This is a genomic window from Wolbachia endosymbiont of Nilaparvata lugens (assembly GCF_007115045.1).
Classification (GTDB): domain Bacteria; phylum Pseudomonadota; class Alphaproteobacteria; order Rickettsiales; family Anaplasmataceae; genus Wolbachia.
This window is the reverse complement of sequence record NZ_MUIY01000002.1, coordinates 206831-223700: the sequence shown is the minus strand read 5'-3', so window position 1 is coordinate 223700 and position 16870 is coordinate 206831. Positions and strand designations below refer to the sequence as shown.

The following is a 16870-nucleotide window of genomic DNA, read 5'->3' as shown; positions in this document are numbered from 1 at the left end:
CATAAGTGTTGAAAGTAGTATCAGAAAAGTATAAAGAACTGTTATTGCAAGAAAATGGAGGCAATAATGGATCAAATAGAAAGAGTACTAAATTTAATAAAAGATGAGGATTTAGAAAGGCTAGGAAAATTAAGTGAAGTAGATAAATGTAATACTAAATTGTTGGGCAAGATTATATTTAAAGGTCTAATGAAGTTAATATTAATGGGGCAAAAAACAAGCTTAAGAGCGCTAGAAATGGTAATAAACAGGTGTATAATGGATAAGAATAGCGATAAAAGTACAGTAACATACAGTGGTTTGTCAAAAAGGTTAAAAGTTATAAATCCAGAATATTTTAAGGGAGTATATATTGATTTGATGAGCAAGATTAAAAAGCTATTACCCCAAAAAACATCAAATAATTTACATAAGTTTGATTCGACAATCATAAATTTATCGGGATATCTCATAAAAGATGGGCTAAAAATAGGCGGTAAAAGTAACGACAGTCAAGTTAAAGTGAGTGTAGGATTAAAGGATCAATTGCCGACAAGTATAAGATTTTGTAAAGGACAAGAAGAAAGTAGTGAAGATATAGCATTAGTGAGAGCCATTAATGAAGCTAAAGTTGAAAAAGAGGATATTTTATTATTTGATAGAGGAATCAGAAAAGTTGGAACTTTTGCCGAATTTGATGAAAAGGAGTACAAATTTATCACAAGAGTTAAAGTAGGAAGAAAACATGATGTTATAAGCAGGAACAAAGTTATAGGAGAACAAAAATCGGATGGATCAGAGATTTTAGAAGATATAATAGTTAATCTTTATCGTGCACGAGGTAAAGTAGCAGAAAAGCATGACCTACGTTTAATAAAAATTCGAAATAAGGCAGGAGATGAAATATGGTTTTTAACCAACTTGCTTGAAATGTTAGCTTATGAAGTAACAGAGCTATATAGGCGCAGGTGGGACATAGAGGTATTCTTTAAATTTATAAAGCAAAATCTTGGATATAAGCACTTTTTAAGCCATACTATGAATGGCATGAAGGTGTATATTTACATGATTATTATTACGGCTTTGTTATTTCTTGTTTATAAAATCAAAAATAATCTACACGGATTCAAAATAGCACTATTACAATTCACATTGGATCTTAATGATTCTTTTATACGTTCAATTGTTTTACTATCAGGAGGGAATTTACATGCCGTCAATCACCTTGTATCACTCCACTTATAGCACTTTCAACACTTATGGGGGCTGGTGGGGAAGTTCCACTGGTCTACTCGACCCAGATAATCAGATGTGTGTATTGCGCAGTTACGTACGGCAGCGCAGAAATCTCACTGAAAGTGCATCTACACATATTCTACGTATGCAGAAGGCATTAATTCAAATGAATATACAATTACACAAGGTTATTAGTCATATTACTGGGATAACTGGTATGAAAATCATTGAAGCTATAATTGAAGGCGAAAGAGATTCTGAAAAATTAGCAGAATTCAGGGACGTGCGAATGAAAAATGATCAGTCTACTATTGCAAAAGCGTTAGCTGGTGACTATAGAGAAGAACACTTATTTACGCTAAGGCAAGAATTTGAACTATATAATATTTATCAAGAAAAAATAGCAGAATGTGACAGAAATATTGAAGCCTATTATAAAACGTTTGAAACAAAGTCTTGTGAAAGCAAACAGCTAAGTAAGCAAAAGAATAAAAATAGCAAAAGTAAGCCAAGCTTTGCTTTGTATGAGGAACTGCACCGAATCACTGGTATGGATTTTACTAAAATTCCTGGATTTGATGTATTAAGTATACAAACCATAATTTCAGAAGTTGGTATAAACCACAGTAAATGGCCAACAGAAAAGCACTTTTCGTCGTGGTTGGGACTCAGTCCTGCTAATAAAGTTACAGGGGAAAAAGTGTTTAATACAAGAACACGTAAAGTCATTAACCGTGCTGCAAATGCTTTGCGAATAGCTGCTCATGCTGTAGGAAAGAGTAAAAGTGCGTTGGGTGCATACTACAGAAGATTGAAAAAACGACTAGGAGCACCAAAAGCAATAACAGCTACTGCAAGAAAAATGGCATGCATATTTTATAGTATGCTCAAATACGGATAGGAATATGTAGAAAAAGGAATGGAATACTATGAAACACTCTATAAAGATAGAATTGTAAAAAATTTGATCAAAAAAGCGAGCGAATTTGGCTATATATTAGTTCAACAAGAAGAGTTAGTTGAGTGAGTTTCTTAGGAGAAATCTATTCATTTAAAACTTGTTTGAGAAACCGTAGCTATACCGCAGGTACCAGTTGGTTTTTATTAACTAAAGTAAAGGTCAAGTATCTGGAATTCTAAACATAAGATCCCCCTGTATAAAAAAGATTAGAAAAAAATGCAGTGCACATACAACAGATACACTCTGAAGAGGATACGCTACATTTTTAATTAGTGTGATTAAAAAGTCTGCAGACAAAGATAAATTTTTGAGCTCTGAAAATATCTCTAATTGTAATTGTAATCAGATTTAAAATATGCGGAAGTAATTTTTTAGCTATAAAATCTTCTAAAAAATTAACACAAAAGTTAGTTTCACAAGTATTTTTATCAAAAACCATTTCAAAAATAGGGTTGAAAATTTTCAAAGATGAGATAGTCTTCCTGTAATCTACTCATTAATTTTTTATGTTACCAATAGAAGGTCAAATAAACGCTGCAGCAAATTTTCAAGCAGAAGACTTTGAGTCTAAAAATGCTACAGATCTTGATTATTTAGCTAACCCTCTAAGTGCTTCGAATGCAAAGATTGCTGAGATCAAAGATAAAAAGAACGAGGTGCCTTTTTCCAGTAGAAGAAGCAGCTCGCATGTTTTAGAACTTTTTTCTAATGAAGATGTTGAGATTAACTTTCAAGATGAAACACCTTGTGCTGCTCGGAGTGAATCAGGTATAGCTGGAATATTTAGAGGTATAGCTGGGTTGTTTAAAGGTAGGAATAGTATGGACGTAATCCTTTATCAATCTAAAGTGCAACGTAGCTCTGCAATTGATTACAGTACTACAGAAAGTATAGGGTCACGACTATTAAGTATCTGTCAAGGAAAAGAAGATATCTATTTTGACCAAGAGATTGATTATCTATATAAAGAGGGTTGTTTGTATGATGCATTATTGTTGCAAGACGAGAAAAATCAGGACACACCTTTACATGTGGCCATAAAAAAAAATCGTGCTGATTTTGTAAAAAAGCTTTTGTGTATTCTTAAGGAACCATATTGTTCGAATGAGTTTTACAAGCACAAATATTTTGAACGTAAGCAAGAGAATGAAAAGCCGCTTTTCAAAGTTATTAATACTAAGAACAAAGACGAAAAAGATTTAATTACTCTGGCTATTGAGGGTAATAATTCAGAATGTGTTTCAGCTCTTTTCAACTACTTAACTCATGAAAATATTAACAGAAGGAAAGATGTTAAAAGTGAGTACACACCTCTACACGAAGCTGTGCTTCTTGGGAAGAATGAAGCAATCAAAGAGCTTCTAAAATCAAAGGATATAGATACTGAACTCATGGATAAGGAATCTTACAAGGCATATAATTATACTAATAACAAAGAGGCAATAGAATTGTTTATTAAGCACTATAGTAGTAAAATTAGTGAGTTGCGTATAAAATTAGAAGATAATAATAAAAAACTAGCGCGAATTAAGTGCGTCCTAAACAAAACAAAACTTACTTGCATATGCTTAGCAGCCTTCGGCTCTTGTTTTAGAATGTATAAAAATTCTCATGACATAATAAATGAAGAAGTGAGTGAAGATATGTTATATTATTCTCTTGAATTGCTCTCCAACACTACAGGTCTAATATTATTTTTTAATTATTTGATCGATACAATACTTTCCAAGTATGAAGAAAAAAATTCTAGTTTGAATAAAGAATCGGACAGTTATGTGGAAGAAAGAAATATGTTGAAAAATAAATTGCGTCACTTTCAAAAAAGAGGTGCTGGAGTAACTACGCAAATGTATGAGATAATTTCAGTTATACCTGAACCAGAGTTAGGTTACAGTAGATTATGATTACATTACTTTTTTCACAATAGTTCTGAAAAAATGGGAATCTTTTTCATAGCCAATCAAACTAAGCTTCCTTTACAAAAGGTTTGGTGTTATCATTTTATGTACTATCCTAAATTTATTGAATGAACATTAATATAAAAAATTTAGTTCATGCTTTTTCTAAATTGCCAAGTTTAGGGCCATCATCATCACGAAGGTTAGTTATACATTTGCTTCAAAATAAAGAGAAAGTCATGCTACCCCTTGCATCTTTGATTAGAGAGCTAGCGGATCTTATAATAGAGTGTAAGATTTGTGGAAACCTAGATACTAAATCGCCGTGTTCTATTTGTATTAACCCAAAGCGCGACACCAAGTTAATGTGTGTAGTAGAAGAATTGGTTGATCTATGGGCATTTGAAAAAGGGAGTATATACTCAGGTATGTATCATGTTTTGGGTGGCAGGCTATCAGCAATAAATGGCATAGGTCCAAAAGAACTCAATCTTGAGAGTATTCATAAAAGAGTTACAGAATTTAAAATTGAAGAGGTTATTGTTGCAATTAATCCGACATTAGAGGGCCAAGTCACTGCACAATATATAATTGAATTGCTAAAAAACTTGGACGTAAAGATATCACGACTTGCTTGTGGCATACCGATCGGTGGAGAAATTGACTACCTAGATGAGGGAACGCTGAGAATAGCACTTACTTCAAGACAAGAGTATGAGTTAAATATAAAGTAAGGCATGTGCTTAAAAAAACTTATATCGCTAATAACATTAAAAAAAAAAGAAGAGGAGCAATTGCCTAAGGTAATAACTTGGGAGAATGATTGCTTGGGTTACAAACAAGTTGCAAGTAGATTTAGTAATATAATTAAGACAATTGATCAGTCTTTTTCGATCGTATCCTTAGAAGGATATAATGAGTGGGGTAAGACATTTTTTTTGAAAGAATGGGTAAAGGATCTAGAGCAGCAAAATGAAATTGCAGCTTATTACAGCGCATGGGATATTAGCGCGCTAGATCAGCCATTGCCTTCTTTTTTGCATTTTCTGTTTGAGGATCTATTTGCATCATACAAAGTAAAAAGGAGTGTTATACAGCAGTTCAAAAACATAAACCAAGAACTATTTTCTCTCAATACATTAGGAAAGCTGATCAGTAAATCTCCACTTGCTATGCTTTCAGTATTTCTCGATGCTGCAAAAGAGGCTGATAAGAAAGACATAGGTTTTGTCTTGGGTGAATTAAATCTTCTCCAAAGGAGAAAAGAGAATATTAGAGATTTTAAGATACAACTAGCAGATGTGGTTAATAAAATTAGAAAAGACAAAAACATCTATATAATGGTGGATGACCTTGATATATGTCGCCCTAAATTCATTGTCGATTTTTTAGAATCCATAAAGTACATGCTTGATGTCGAGGGACTGGTTTTCATTATCTCTGTTAGTCAAGATAAAAGTAACGTGCAAAGAGCAATCAGCACAATACTTGGACCAAGTTTTAGCCTAAAATCTTTTACTGATCTCTCTCTGCATTTGCCAAAACAGCCAATAGAGAAGTTTACAAGAAAGCTATTTCAAAATGTTGAATTACCGAAAAAATCAAAAAACTTAATTATAGATAGCTTTATATTTTACGCAAAAAGCTTCTCATTATCATTGCAGGCAATACAATATTGCGTAAAGAAAATAAAGCTATGTTATGCGAAAATTGATCCGAATTTATTTACATTTTTAGTAATACTACAGTCAGTAAACACTAATTTGTATGAGGAATTATATTCATCACCTCAGAAAGCACTGGAGGAGATTGAGAGCGCTTTGATTCTAAACGTTCAGGAAGAATGGGAAAAGCTTAAAACTTCTCTTGAGACTACTTTTAAAGAAAAAGAATCAAAGACTCACAAATCTTTGAAGCAAATAAGAGATCTCTTGTTCTAAGAATAAAGATAATTGTAGAACAGAACCCTCTTCTTATCATTTCAGCTTGCATGACAAATTGGCTCACATAAATTTTAGCATATATGACCTTGAAAGATCGCTGTGCAATACTTAAATTACTAGAATAGCAGGCTAATAATGGAGCTCAAAATGCACAACATAAAAGAAACTGAAAGTTTAAAATTTGACGCTGAAGTAGGCAAAGTACTAAATATAGTAATTCATTCACTTTATACTAATAAGGATATTTTCTTGCGTGAGTTAATATCAAATGCATCAGACGCATGTGATAAATTGCGCTATGAATCGCAATTAAATCCTAATTTACTAGATTCAAGCGATGAATTGAAGATTACTATTAGCTCCAGTAAAGATAAGAATGAGCTGTATATAACCGACAATGGAATTGGCATGAACAGGCAAGATTTAATAGATAATCTTGGCACGATTGCAAGTTCTGGTACGCAAAAATTCTTGGATGCAATTAAGAATAATAAAGATTCAAACCAAGCTGTAGAACTGATTGGAAAGTTTGGTGTTGGTTTTTATTCAAGCTTCATGGTTGCCTCAGAAGTTATAGTAGAGTCAAGGAAAGCTGGAGAAGAAGAGTCTTGGGTATGGAAATCTAAAGGAGATGGAGAATATTCAATCAGCAAGTTAGATGGTCAAATCTCTCGTGGCACAAAAATTACGCTCATCATGCGTCCTGAAGAAAGCGAATTTTTAGACAAATTCCGTATTGAAAACATTGTTACTACTTACTCTGACCACATAAATTTTCCCGTTGAGTTTGTAAATGAAGAGGGAAAAAGTGAAAAATTAAACAGCAAAGCTGCAATTTGGACTAAGCCAAAAAATGACGTTACTCAAGGAGAGCACAACGACTTCTTCCGCGGTGTTGCGCATGTAGGTGGTGAGCCTTGGATGATACTGCATAATAAAAATGAAGGTGCAATAGAATATACGAATTTGCTTTATGTTCCTTCTATCAAGCCTTATGATTTGTTTCATCCGGATAGACGCTGCTCTGTAAAGTTATATGTCAATAAAGTATTTATTACTGAAGATAATGTACAAATTATACCACAATACCTGCGTTTCTTGAAAGGTGTGGTTGATTCACCAGATTTGCCTCTTAACATCAGCAGAGAAACACTGCAGAATAATCGCGTTGTTGAGCAGATTAGGAAATCCCTAACTAAACGCGCGGTATCAGAGCTCGGCAAAAAAGCAAAAGATAATTTAGAGGAATACACGAAATTCTGGACCAATTTTGGTGCGGTGTTAAAAGAGGGTCTTTGCGAAGCTATGCCAACTGATGAAAGAGAAGCGTTGCTTTCCATTTGCAGATTTCATAGCACCAGTGATGATAAGCTAGTTAGTATTGATGATTATATAAGCAGAATGAAGCCTGAACAGGAACATATCTACTATCTCACAGGAAATAGTCTCGATTCAGTAAAAAACAGTCCACAACTTGAAGGATTCGTCAGCAAAGGATTGGAAGTGCTTCTATTTGTTGATCCAGTTGATGATTTCTGGACTAGCGTGATTCATGAATATAAAGATCAAAAATTTAAATCTGTAACTCGCGCTGATGTTGATTTAGAAAAATTCTCTTCAGAAGAAGGTAAGAAAGATGAAGAAAATAAATCAGATGAAAACAAAAGCGAAGAAAACGCGGATTCTATACTCGAATACTTCACCAAGGTTCTTGGAAGCTTAGTAAAAAGTGTAAAGATCTCTAAGAAATTGACCGACAGTCCTGTGTGTCTAGCAGTTGATGAAGGAACTATGGATCTTCGTATGGAGCGTTTTTTACGTGAACAGAAGCAGCTAAATTACCGCACGCCAAAAGTACTTGAAATTAACATTAAGCATCCTTTGATAAAAAACATAATGGAATCTCACGCTGAAAATGGTGAAAATCCAACACTTGGAGATATAATTTACTTATTGTTCTATCAAGCTTGTATAGTGGAAGGTGAAGAGATGGAAGACGTAAGTCTGTTTGCTAAAAGACTCAATAATTTGCTTGGCAAAATTTCTGTTTAATGCTATAATTAACTTAGCTAGTAGTTAGGGGGTAAATCATGGGTGGTTGGAATTTACTTGGTGGACTCATGCCGCCAGCAGTAGATACTGCAGGAGAAAGTGAGCGTGGAGAGTAGACCAGGAGAACTTCCCTCCTGGCCCCTTCCAGAACCCTACGTGAAACTCGCGCTTCATAAGGCTCCCACTAGTCATTGCCCTAACCCTATACTCAATTTCCAGTGCACAAACAGACTTGGTCTGCTCTTTGCAGTTCTTTCTAGTACCTTAGCTGCTTTGGTTTTGTGTCCTCTCAGCTTTTTGTACTTTGTCTGGAACCACTTTCTGAGTTTCCTATTAAACATTCTTATTATGCTATCTAGTGCAGTTATATGATGCTTCCCGTAATAGTTAAACCATCCTCTCAGGATTGGATTACATATTCGTGATATATCTTCTATTTCCAAGTTTGTTCTTCTAGCAAATTTCCAGCTTCTAATTTCTTTCTTCATCTTGTTCAGACTTTCTTTACTTACAGTTGGAGTAAAGCTTACAAACAGACTACTATCTTTTCTATTTCGTACAAGTCTTTTTCGAAATTCATATCCAAGAAATGTAAATGATACATTCTCATGATTATCCCTTCGTTTTCCATCTTGACAATAGATAATTTTGGTCTTCGTATGTTTTATTTCCAATTTGCAAATCTTCAGTCTCTGTTCAAGTTGACCAAGAATTAGTTGTGCTTGACTCTTGCTTACACAATGTATAACACCATCATCAGCATATCTTGCACACTTTACACTTGGATATTCTCTTCTCATCCACATATCAAAGCTGTAGTGCATAAATAGGTTGCTTAAGATAGGACTTACTACACCCCCTTGCGGCACCCCACTGAGACGCTTTATTTTTGTCCCATCTTTTTGCTGTATCTCTGCACTTAGCCATCTTTGTATATATAAGAGAACCCACTTATTTGTGGTATGCTTTCTGACTGCTTTCATCAGTAGATTGTGGTCTATGTTGTCAAACATTCCCTTGATGTCGAACTCTATTAACCAATCTTGGTCGAAGCATCGCCTTCTCGTTTTTCCTATGGCATCTAATGCTGACTTATTTGGCCTATAACCATATGAATCCTCATCAAATACCTTCTCAAGTTCTGGTTCTAAAACACTTCTCACCACTTCCTGTGCTATACGATCGGCAACAGTTGGTATCCCAAGTGTCCTTGTTCCTCCTTCTGTCTTAATTATATCACAAGCCTTGACTGCTGGTGGAAAATAACTACCAGAAGATAGCCTATTCCATAGCTTGTAAAGGTTCTTGCTTAAGTCTTGATCAAACTTTTCAATTGTTAGATCATCAATACCTGCTCCTCCTCTGTTTTCTTTAACTTTTTTATAAGCCGAAAACACTAGAGATTTCGGTATATCAAAAGGCTTTGTTCGTTCAATCATTTTCATCCTCCTTCAAGTTGAATGATTTACTAAAGTCGACTAGCTCAACCCCTTCGCTCCATAGTCATTACAACCACTTCTTCACTACTACAAGTTGATCCGCCCCAGTGATTTGCATTGCTACTCTAAAGCTTGAGGATTAGCCTCTTGCTTATCTCGCTTTTCATCAAATCGACTGGTTCCTGCAGTTCCTTATTAAAGCCCAGATCAGACTCGCGCCACCTTTATGCCGAACACCACCTACACAGTAATCAGGTTTCTTGTAAGCTCATTAAGAGGAGAACGACTCACTCCTCCTTTCGATGTTCACTTCCCTTTTCGACACGTTCATCAGTGGTTCACTTACGTTCGCCTTTCTGATCCACACCTTCCAGCTCTTACGCTGATTTTTCCTTAACGCTTATGACCCTATCTCTTAAATAGAGCCACTTAAGGTGGTTTGAAACCTGCTCCTGAAAACCGACTTCGAAGGACCTTCCTTCATCTTCAATAAAGCTTCTCACAAACATTACTTTGTTTGTTACTGCAGCACACCGCCATTCCAGGGATTTAGGTGCTGAAGAAGAATTTGAAGTTTTAAATAATGAAAATCAAGATGTTTCATATGCTAAGGATCTAAGCTTAGAGAATGCAATACTTGCAAACTTTCCTGATGGTTGTGATAGATCATTTATTGTAGAGTCAAAAGATGAAGACTCGTATGACATTATTCCTAAAAATTTAACTTTTGCTGAAGTAATAAGTATCTTAAATCAAGCTGTAAAAGAAGATAATTATGAAAAATTAGACGAAGTTATACAAAATATTGAGGATTATGAAGGCAGGTCTATTACGCTAGAGAGTACAAATTTAAAGAATTTTTGTGAGCAACAACTTAACTTAGATTTACGAAATAATCAACATATATATTCAAATATACTATCACAGTATAAATTTAATCAAGTAGAGCTTAAGTACGATTATTTAGTAAAAGAATTGGTGTTACTTGCAATTGCAGCTAACGATAAATTGGCAGAAAAATATCAAGACATACTTTTTGCTGAAGGAAACTTAAGTCTTTTACCTTTACTTGTTGGTGGTCAAGAATATATAAAAGCTTTTATAGAAAAATTCCATAGTATCGATGAGGTTTATAATAAAATAAAGGATCAAACTATACAACTTGTTGAACCCAATAAGATTGGCTTTTTCTCAACCATAGCATTAAGAAGAGAACAAGAGTTACTAGAGACAGTTCTTGCAGAACCCTTCTTAAGGGATCTTGAGCATGCACTAAAAACAAGTAATCCCGATCCTTTATATGGATATGGCGTCCTTGAAACAGCATCTTTGGTTAAAAATGAAAAATTTATCACGATAGCGCTAAATGCATTTGAGAGATATGTTGATGAACCAACTAAAGATCTATTGAAAGGAAGTTTTGTTACTTTATTAGAGACTGCGATAAGTCAGGAGCATCTGCCTATCATCGAATACTTGTGCAAACGATATATCAATAACAAGGGTTCTACTAGTTATGAGCAAGCATTTGTAGACGATAGAATTATTAAAGTACTCAATCAACAAATCTTAAAGAATATAGGAGCTCGTGGTAGAAAAGAAATTTATGATTTAGTTCTAAAAACTGCACTAGATGCTGGTAATATCACATTTATTGAGCACTTATGCGAAGAATATGCTGAATGTAGTAACGATGTTATCGATTATCTCAATCAAAAATTTAAAAATAACGAATTTGATAATGCATATGAATCAGCTCTTATTGCATTATCTAATCTCGAAAATAAAGATATTGTAATCGATGTAATTGCCCACGTTCAAACCTATCAGAGTATATCACACAATGAGCAAGTCACTAGGCAGGTTATACAGAATCTACTGAGAAATGCAGTACGCTACTCAATAGATCAAGAAGATTACTCCTTAATCAAGAAAGTATGTTACTTGTGCACAGAAAGTGATGAAATTAGCGTAATTTTTCGAGAGAAGTGTGAGATTTTTAAATCTAGCATAGAGAAGCGCATGGAAGATCTAGAAAGGGAAAATAAATTATTGCAGTCTGAAGCTTTACATGAATATAACTACAATTATGTGCCGGGTGTTGTAAATGGATTAGCTCAAGTTGCTCATGCGGGATATGATATATACACTGAAGATCCAAAATACAATAAACGCCAAAAGAATACTGATCTTATATTAAATTTAATGCATATTAGAAATATTCTGCAATTTTCTATTGATGTGCAAGAATATTCTTGCACTGAACGTCAAGATTTATGGGATCAAATGTACAACACTTCAGCAACTTTTATGGTGCGAAAAAAAAGTGATAACATTGCAGATAGATCAACAATCTCAGCTATAGAAAGTAACATTTTATCAGAAAATTCAGAATCTCAAAGCACTGATAGTAAGCAGCTACAAAGCAGTATTGTTGATAAAGGAGAAAATATTATAGCTAATAAAAAGGCTTCAAAAGAAGCTACAATTAATAGGAGGGGTAAAATGCCTAAAAATACAAAAACTATAGAGAAAAAATTGTCTAATGCTATCAATAGTATCGATTTTCCTAGTGTGGCAAAATTACTAGTGCTACCAAACAATAAAGTAGATAAACTTATTTTACAGAAGTCCTTAAATCAAGCAAATAACAAAATTCAAAGCTTGAAAGAGAGCAAGAAGAAGGAAAATCAGGAAAGGAATCTCAGGCTAATTATAAAACTTCTTACAGGAAGGCTTGAAGAAACTGTGTCAGTGGGTGATAAGGCAGATTGTAGCAGTACTACAAAACCACCCGTTATGAACAGTACGGATAGCCAACAACCGCAAGAAAATGTTGTTGATAAAGGAGAAAATATTATAAATAGTGAAAAAGCTTCAAAAGAAGCGATAGTTAATAATTGTGAGGAGAGTAAAATGCCTAAAAATACAAAAACTATAGAGGAAAAATTATCTGATGCTATCTTCGATCTTAATTATGAAGAAGTAATATCTCTAGTAGAACAGGTAAAGCAAGAAAATAATAGTGTAGATGCAAAGCAAATCTTGAATAAAGCCTTAGAAGACGCTAATAAGACGGAGGTTGCTAAGAAAGATAAATTATCTCAAAGCAAGCTCGCAGAAATTAAAATATTTCTTGAAAAAGAGTTAGAGCACACTGCTGCATTATCAGTAGGCGATGATGTAGGTGCTACTGCAAGTAGTCAACAAATTCCTGTGAAAGAGGTTAAAGAACGTGAATCAGATTCATCATCACTGAGTTCTGAGGATAATGACTTTTCTAAGCTTGAAGGTGATAAGAGTGACGCTTTTGCCGGAACTTCTTCAGACTCTAATAGTAATTCTCCATTTGAAGAAATTAATGAAGAAAGTTATGAAATAAGAATACCTATAATTGAAACAGTGGAACCTGAAGCAACAGCTTCTACACCAGAAATGCCTTCAATGGCCACTGAGGAAAAGCCTGGTAATATAAATGACAAAGAAAATGATGATCAACAGCAACCGGCTGACAATACAAGTGTTAAAAGTGCACTATCAATTGATGGTGACGAGGAAGAGCAAGATTCTAACCAATCTGCTAAGTGTGTAAAACAAACGGTTAAAAGAGATACACAACAAGAAACAGTGTTGCCAGTGATTAATAAGCAAAGCAGCAAAAGTGGCCTCAAAAAAAATTCACAAAACACAAAAAAGTATATTGTAGCTGCTTCTGCGCTTGCAATAACTGGTATTGCCTTAGGAGTAGCTGTTGCAGTTTACTTAGAGATGTTAGCAATAGGAGTAGCAGTTTCAGCTTGTTGTCTTATTGCAGCTACAATTACGTACTGCTATAGGCCTAAAAGCTTAGTTGAGGATAATCAGGTCAAAAAGGTTATGCAGACAGAAGAATGTCAGTCTAAGTAATAAATATAGTAGTCTATCATTTAATAATTTATTATAATTATATTGATTGTTAATAGATAAAAACTTGGTAGACTACGAAAAAATATTCTTAAATAAAATCAAAGATATAAAAGAAGAAGGGCGCTATCGTGAATTTACGCATTTTGCGTCATTACCTGGCAAACTTCCCTATATTATGGATTATGAAAGAAATAGAGAGGTTATTGTCTGGTGCAGTAATAATTATCTGGGAATGTCACAAAACGATAGTGTCATTGCTGCTATTCAAAATTCATCTGTTGGTGCTGGAGGAACAAGAAATATATCAGGTACAACAAAGGAAGTTGTTGAGCTCGAGAAGTCTTTGGCTGACTTGCATCAAAAAGAAGCTGCTTTAACTTTTGCTTGTGGCTACCTTGCCAACCAAACTACGCTTAGCACTTTGTCGTCTGTTATTCCGGGTGTGGTAATTTTTTCAGATGAGAAAAATCACTCTTCAATGATAGAAGGTATAAAGTCAGGAAAAAGACCGAAGCACATATTTAGGCATAATGACACTGATCACTTAGAGCAATTGCTAAGATCTATAGATATAAAAACACCGAAAATAATAGCGCTTGAATCTGTATACTCAATGGATGGTGATGTAGCACCGCTTGAAGCGATATGTGATCTAGCAGATCAGTATAATGCAATTACCTATTTGGATGAGGTACACGCAGTTGGCATGTATGGACCGCGCGGTGGCGGAATTGCAGAAAGAGAAGGTTTGATGGATAGAATAACTGTTATTCAAGGTACATTATCAAAGGCTTTTGGAGTGATGGGTGGATATATAGCGTCTTCAAAGAGCTTGGTGGATGTAATAAGAAGTTCAGCCCCAGGATTTATTTTTACTACTGCTATGTCACCCGTTTTAGCAGCAGCAGCAAAGGCAAGCGTTGAGCATTTAAAATCGAGCAACGTTGAAAGAGAGAAGCAAAAGCAGTCTGTTGAAAAGGTAAAAGACTCACTGAGAAACGCAGGAGTGAATTTTATGCAAACAGAAACTCATATAATTCCAATCATAATTGGCGATCCTGAGTTGTCCAAAAAAGCATCAAAATTGTTATTTGATGAGTATGGAATATATGTACAACATATAAATTACCCAACAGTTTCAAAGGGGACTGAGCGCTTCCGTATTACTCCTACGCCTTACCATACAAATGAAATGATAGAGCATTTAACAAAATCTCTTGTAAAAGTTTTTGAGAAATTGTCTGTTTGTGTCTGTTGTTGAGTTTAAAGTTGCCAAGAATAAGGTATCTATTTAAAAGCATGGTTAATGTACAAAATCAGTGCTTTATTTCTTGTCATGAAAGTAGCTAACACTGGGATCCAACTAAGTTACTTTACAACGTTTTTTGTGCAAAAGGACTAGATGCCATTGTCACACACTGACTATTTGTTCCTATAGTTGTCTTTTCTCGTCTATCTTATTTTGCCACCCTGCTGCAATGAGGGGTAGGTAAGACCATTTATTATTTTCACTACGTGACTTTTGCTCTTTTGAATGAACTTTAGTTTATATCTCCAGCAATGACAAGCGCGTTATCTTCCCTTAATCTCCCACCGCTTTCTTGCAGAAAAAGCCTACCGAGTGAAGTTTTATATTTATTAATTCCAGAGTAAATTATTCCATTGTATCTTCCGGCAGCAAGATATGCAAAACCTAGTACCGTTGAGCCAAGGGAGCGTAGATTATTATTGTCAAGTGGTAATTTATTTAACAAATTACCACTTATGTCTATTATTCCCCCTTCACGAGCTTTCATCCGCATTTTTACATGGCGAGATTTGAAATCTTCAAGAAAAGCTCCTTTCTTTTCCTCTGCCCAGAAAGTTTCTCTAAGGGCTGGAGCATCAATCACAGCTGCTACAACTCTGTTTTTATGAATGAGACAAACTGATACTGCAAAATAAACCATACAACTAAAAAGGTTTTCCTTGCCTTCTATAGGCATAATAAACCAAGTATAACCGCCGTCTTTTAGATCTTGGCCCACATCGTCTTCAAAAATAAAGTCATAGTTCTGGTTGTAGTTTTTCAAGCAATCGTATATAAGTTGCTTGGATTTTGAATAAGTTTTATTGATAAAGTCTGCTGACTTAACGCTTGAAATTTGCAATTCATTAAAATCACGTATAAGCTGCTTGGAGGCACTGCGTACAGAATCAAGCATCACATTGATTCTTGGTGATGAAATGGCCATTTACTCTTTTACTCTTTCGTAATAGCTGTTATCAGGAGTATGTAATACAATTTTATCCCCTTCTTTTATAAATTGAGGCACGTTAACACGTATTCCGTTTTCCAAAATTGCAGGCTTATAAGAAGCAGTAATAGTCTGACCTTTGATAACAGACTCTGTCTCTTTTACAGTTAGTGTAACGTGATTAGGTACATGTGCAGAAATTATTTTATCTTGATAAGTTACTACTTTAATTTTCATATTATCTTGCAAATAAGCCTTCTTTTCCCCTAATAAGTCTAAATTTATAACAATCTGCTCGTAACTACTTGGATGCATAAGATTTACGATATTCCCTTCAGTAAAGAGATAAACATATTCCTCTTCATCTAAAATTGCCCTTCTGATTGTTGCATCAGAGCGAAACCTCTCATAGTACTTTGCTCCTGTTTGGATATTTTTCATTTCAGCTTGTATATATGCACCACCTTTACCAGGTTGAGTATGCATAATACTTACAACCAAAAACAATCCACCATTATGTTCTAGTACCTGACCTGGCCTGATATCATTAGCCCTTTCTGCCATAATTACACTTTTAATTTGGTCTGATTATTATAAATAACTTTATACAAATATCAAAATTTTTATTGGCCAATGAATTCTGGCATGTTGATTACTATATACTTTTCCTTCATGTTGATGTATGGAAATACTTCTTTAGTAAAAGATAACATAATGTTTTTTTTTGTGCTGATAACCAAAATTTCTAATATATCCCCTGAGCCGAAATTATTCACAGACTTCACATAGCCATATAATTCATTACTCTCTAGTCTTACTTCCATATTCACAAGATCATCTTGGTAAAATTCATCCTCATCATTTAACTGTGGTAGCTTATCTCTTTCTATATATAACTTTTTATTTCTTAAAAGCTCTGCTTCATTACGGGAATTCACACCGCTAATTGTTGCTATTACTAAATTATTACTGACAACAGACACCAAGCTTATTTTATAATTTTCACTTCCGATTATTAGTTCACCATATAGGAAAATATTTTCGGGCTTTTCAGTAAAGGTTTTTATTTTGACAGCTCCTTTGATTCCATGAGGAGAAGTAATTATTCCGAGGCATATATTCATATTAATATGATAGTTGAAATCAGCTTTTTGTCCATAGAATTGACAATTTACTGAATTAACATACAATTAATATTGTGATAATTATAGTGGGTAAT

At 34.4% G+C, this 16870-nt stretch carries 11 protein-coding genes and 1 pseudogene; 8 read left to right on the top strand and 4 right to left on the bottom strand.

Annotated features, from left to right (window positions below):
* The first annotated feature begins 66 nt into the window (after nt 1-66).
* From BWZ41_RS06735 to htpG, 6 genes and pseudogenes are all read left to right on the top strand, one after another.
* A complete protein-coding gene (locus tag BWZ41_RS06735; RefSeq protein ID WP_158619498.1) occupies nt 67-1224 on the top strand; it encodes an IS4 family transposase in 1158 nt (385 codons plus the stop codon).
* 46 nt (nt 1225-1270) lie between these two features.
* Nucleotides 1271-2242, top strand: a pseudogene (locus BWZ41_RS06730) (IS110 family RNA-guided transposase); the annotation flags it as partial.
* A 440-nt stretch (nt 2243-2682) separates the two neighbouring features.
* Nucleotides 2683-4080, top strand: coding sequence for an ankyrin repeat domain-containing protein (locus tag BWZ41_RS06720; RefSeq protein WP_241653961.1), 1398 nt, complete (start codon nt 2683-2685; stop codon nt 4078-4080).
* Nucleotides 4081-4208: 128 nt separating this feature from the next.
* Nucleotides 4209-4808, top strand: a complete 600-nt coding sequence (gene recR / locus BWZ41_RS06715; RefSeq protein WP_458695276.1) for a recombination mediator RecR — start codon at nt 4209-4211, stop codon at nt 4806-4808.
* Nucleotides 4809-4811: 3 nt separating this feature from the next.
* Entirely contained in the window at nt 4812-6014 is a 1203-nt protein-coding gene (locus BWZ41_RS06710; protein WP_063630800.1) for a KAP family P-loop NTPase fold protein, read from the top strand.
* 150 nt (nt 6015-6164) lie between these two features.
* The gene (gene htpG / locus BWZ41_RS06705) at nt 6165-8069 is read left to right on the top strand and encodes a molecular chaperone HtpG (RefSeq protein WP_143689859.1); all 1905 of its coding nucleotides are present in this window, start codon (nt 6165-6167) and stop codon (nt 8067-8069) included.
* 188 nt (nt 8070-8257) lie between these two features.
* Here htpG and ltrA read toward each other — a convergent pair whose 3' ends face one another.
* Entirely contained in the window at nt 8258-9514 is a 1257-nt protein-coding gene (ltrA, locus tag BWZ41_RS06700; protein ID WP_177429443.1) for a group II intron reverse transcriptase/maturase, read from the bottom strand.
* Nucleotides 9515-10021: 507 nt separating this feature from the next.
* Here ltrA and BWZ41_RS08205 point away from each other — a divergent pair.
* Both BWZ41_RS08205 and hemA read left to right on the top strand, forming a co-directional pair.
* Nucleotides 10022-13414: a host RNA manipulator TomO gene (locus tag BWZ41_RS08205; RefSeq protein ID WP_241653960.1), complete on the top strand. Its 3393-nt coding sequence runs from the start codon at nt 10022-10024 to the stop codon at nt 13412-13414.
* A 64-nt stretch (nt 13415-13478) separates the two neighbouring features.
* Entirely contained in the window at nt 13479-14675 is a 1197-nt protein-coding gene (gene hemA / locus BWZ41_RS06690; RefSeq protein WP_177429468.1) for a 5-aminolevulinate synthase, read from the top strand.
* Nucleotides 14676-14955: 280 nt separating this feature from the next.
* On the opposite strand, the gene BWZ41_RS06685 is transcribed toward hemA, so the two are convergent.
* The 3 genes from BWZ41_RS06685 to rimM are packed head-to-tail and all read right to left on the bottom strand — an operon-like array spanning nt 14956 to nt 16775.
* A complete protein-coding gene (locus tag BWZ41_RS06685; protein WP_007302192.1) occupies nt 14956-15648 on the bottom strand; it encodes an inositol monophosphatase family protein in 693 nt (230 codons plus the stop codon).
* Nucleotides 15649-16215 (bottom strand): elongation factor P, encoded by a 567-nt coding sequence (gene efp / locus BWZ41_RS06680; protein ID WP_143689857.1) that lies wholly within the window; start codon nt 16213-16215, stop codon nt 15649-15651.
* 59 nt (nt 16216-16274) lie between these two features.
* Nucleotides 16275-16775, bottom strand: coding sequence for a ribosome maturation factor RimM (gene rimM / locus BWZ41_RS06675; protein WP_143689856.1), 501 nt, complete (start codon nt 16773-16775; stop codon nt 16275-16277).
* Nucleotides 16776-16870 lie beyond the last annotated feature (95 nt).

Coding starts and splice junctions, on each gene's coding strand:
- BWZ41_RS06735 (WP_158619498.1), top strand. CDS start 67: ATGGATCAAATAGAAAGAGTACTAAATTTAATAAAAGATGAGGATTTA.
- BWZ41_RS06720 (WP_241653961.1), top strand. CDS start 2,683: ATGTTACCAATAGAAGGTCAAATAAACGCTGCAGCAAATTTTCAAGCA.
- BWZ41_RS06710 (WP_063630800.1), top strand. CDS start 4,812: ATGTGCTTAAAAAAACTTATATCGCTAATAACATTAAAAAAAAAAGAA.
- htpG (WP_143689859.1), top strand. CDS start 6,165: ATGCACAACATAAAAGAAACTGAAAGTTTAAAATTTGACGCTGAAGTA.
- ltrA (WP_177429443.1), bottom strand. CDS start 9,514: ATGAAAATGATTGAACGAACAAAGCCTTTTGATATACCGAAATCTCTA.
- BWZ41_RS06685 (WP_007302192.1), bottom strand. CDS start 15,648: ATGGCCATTTCATCACCAAGAATCAATGTGATGCTTGATTCTGTACGC.
- efp (WP_143689857.1), bottom strand. CDS start 16,215: ATGGCAGAAAGGGCTAATGATATCAGGCCAGGTCAGGTACTAGAACAT.
- rimM (WP_143689856.1), bottom strand. CDS start 16,775: ATGAATATATGCCTCGGAATAATTACTTCTCCTCATGGAATCAAAGGA.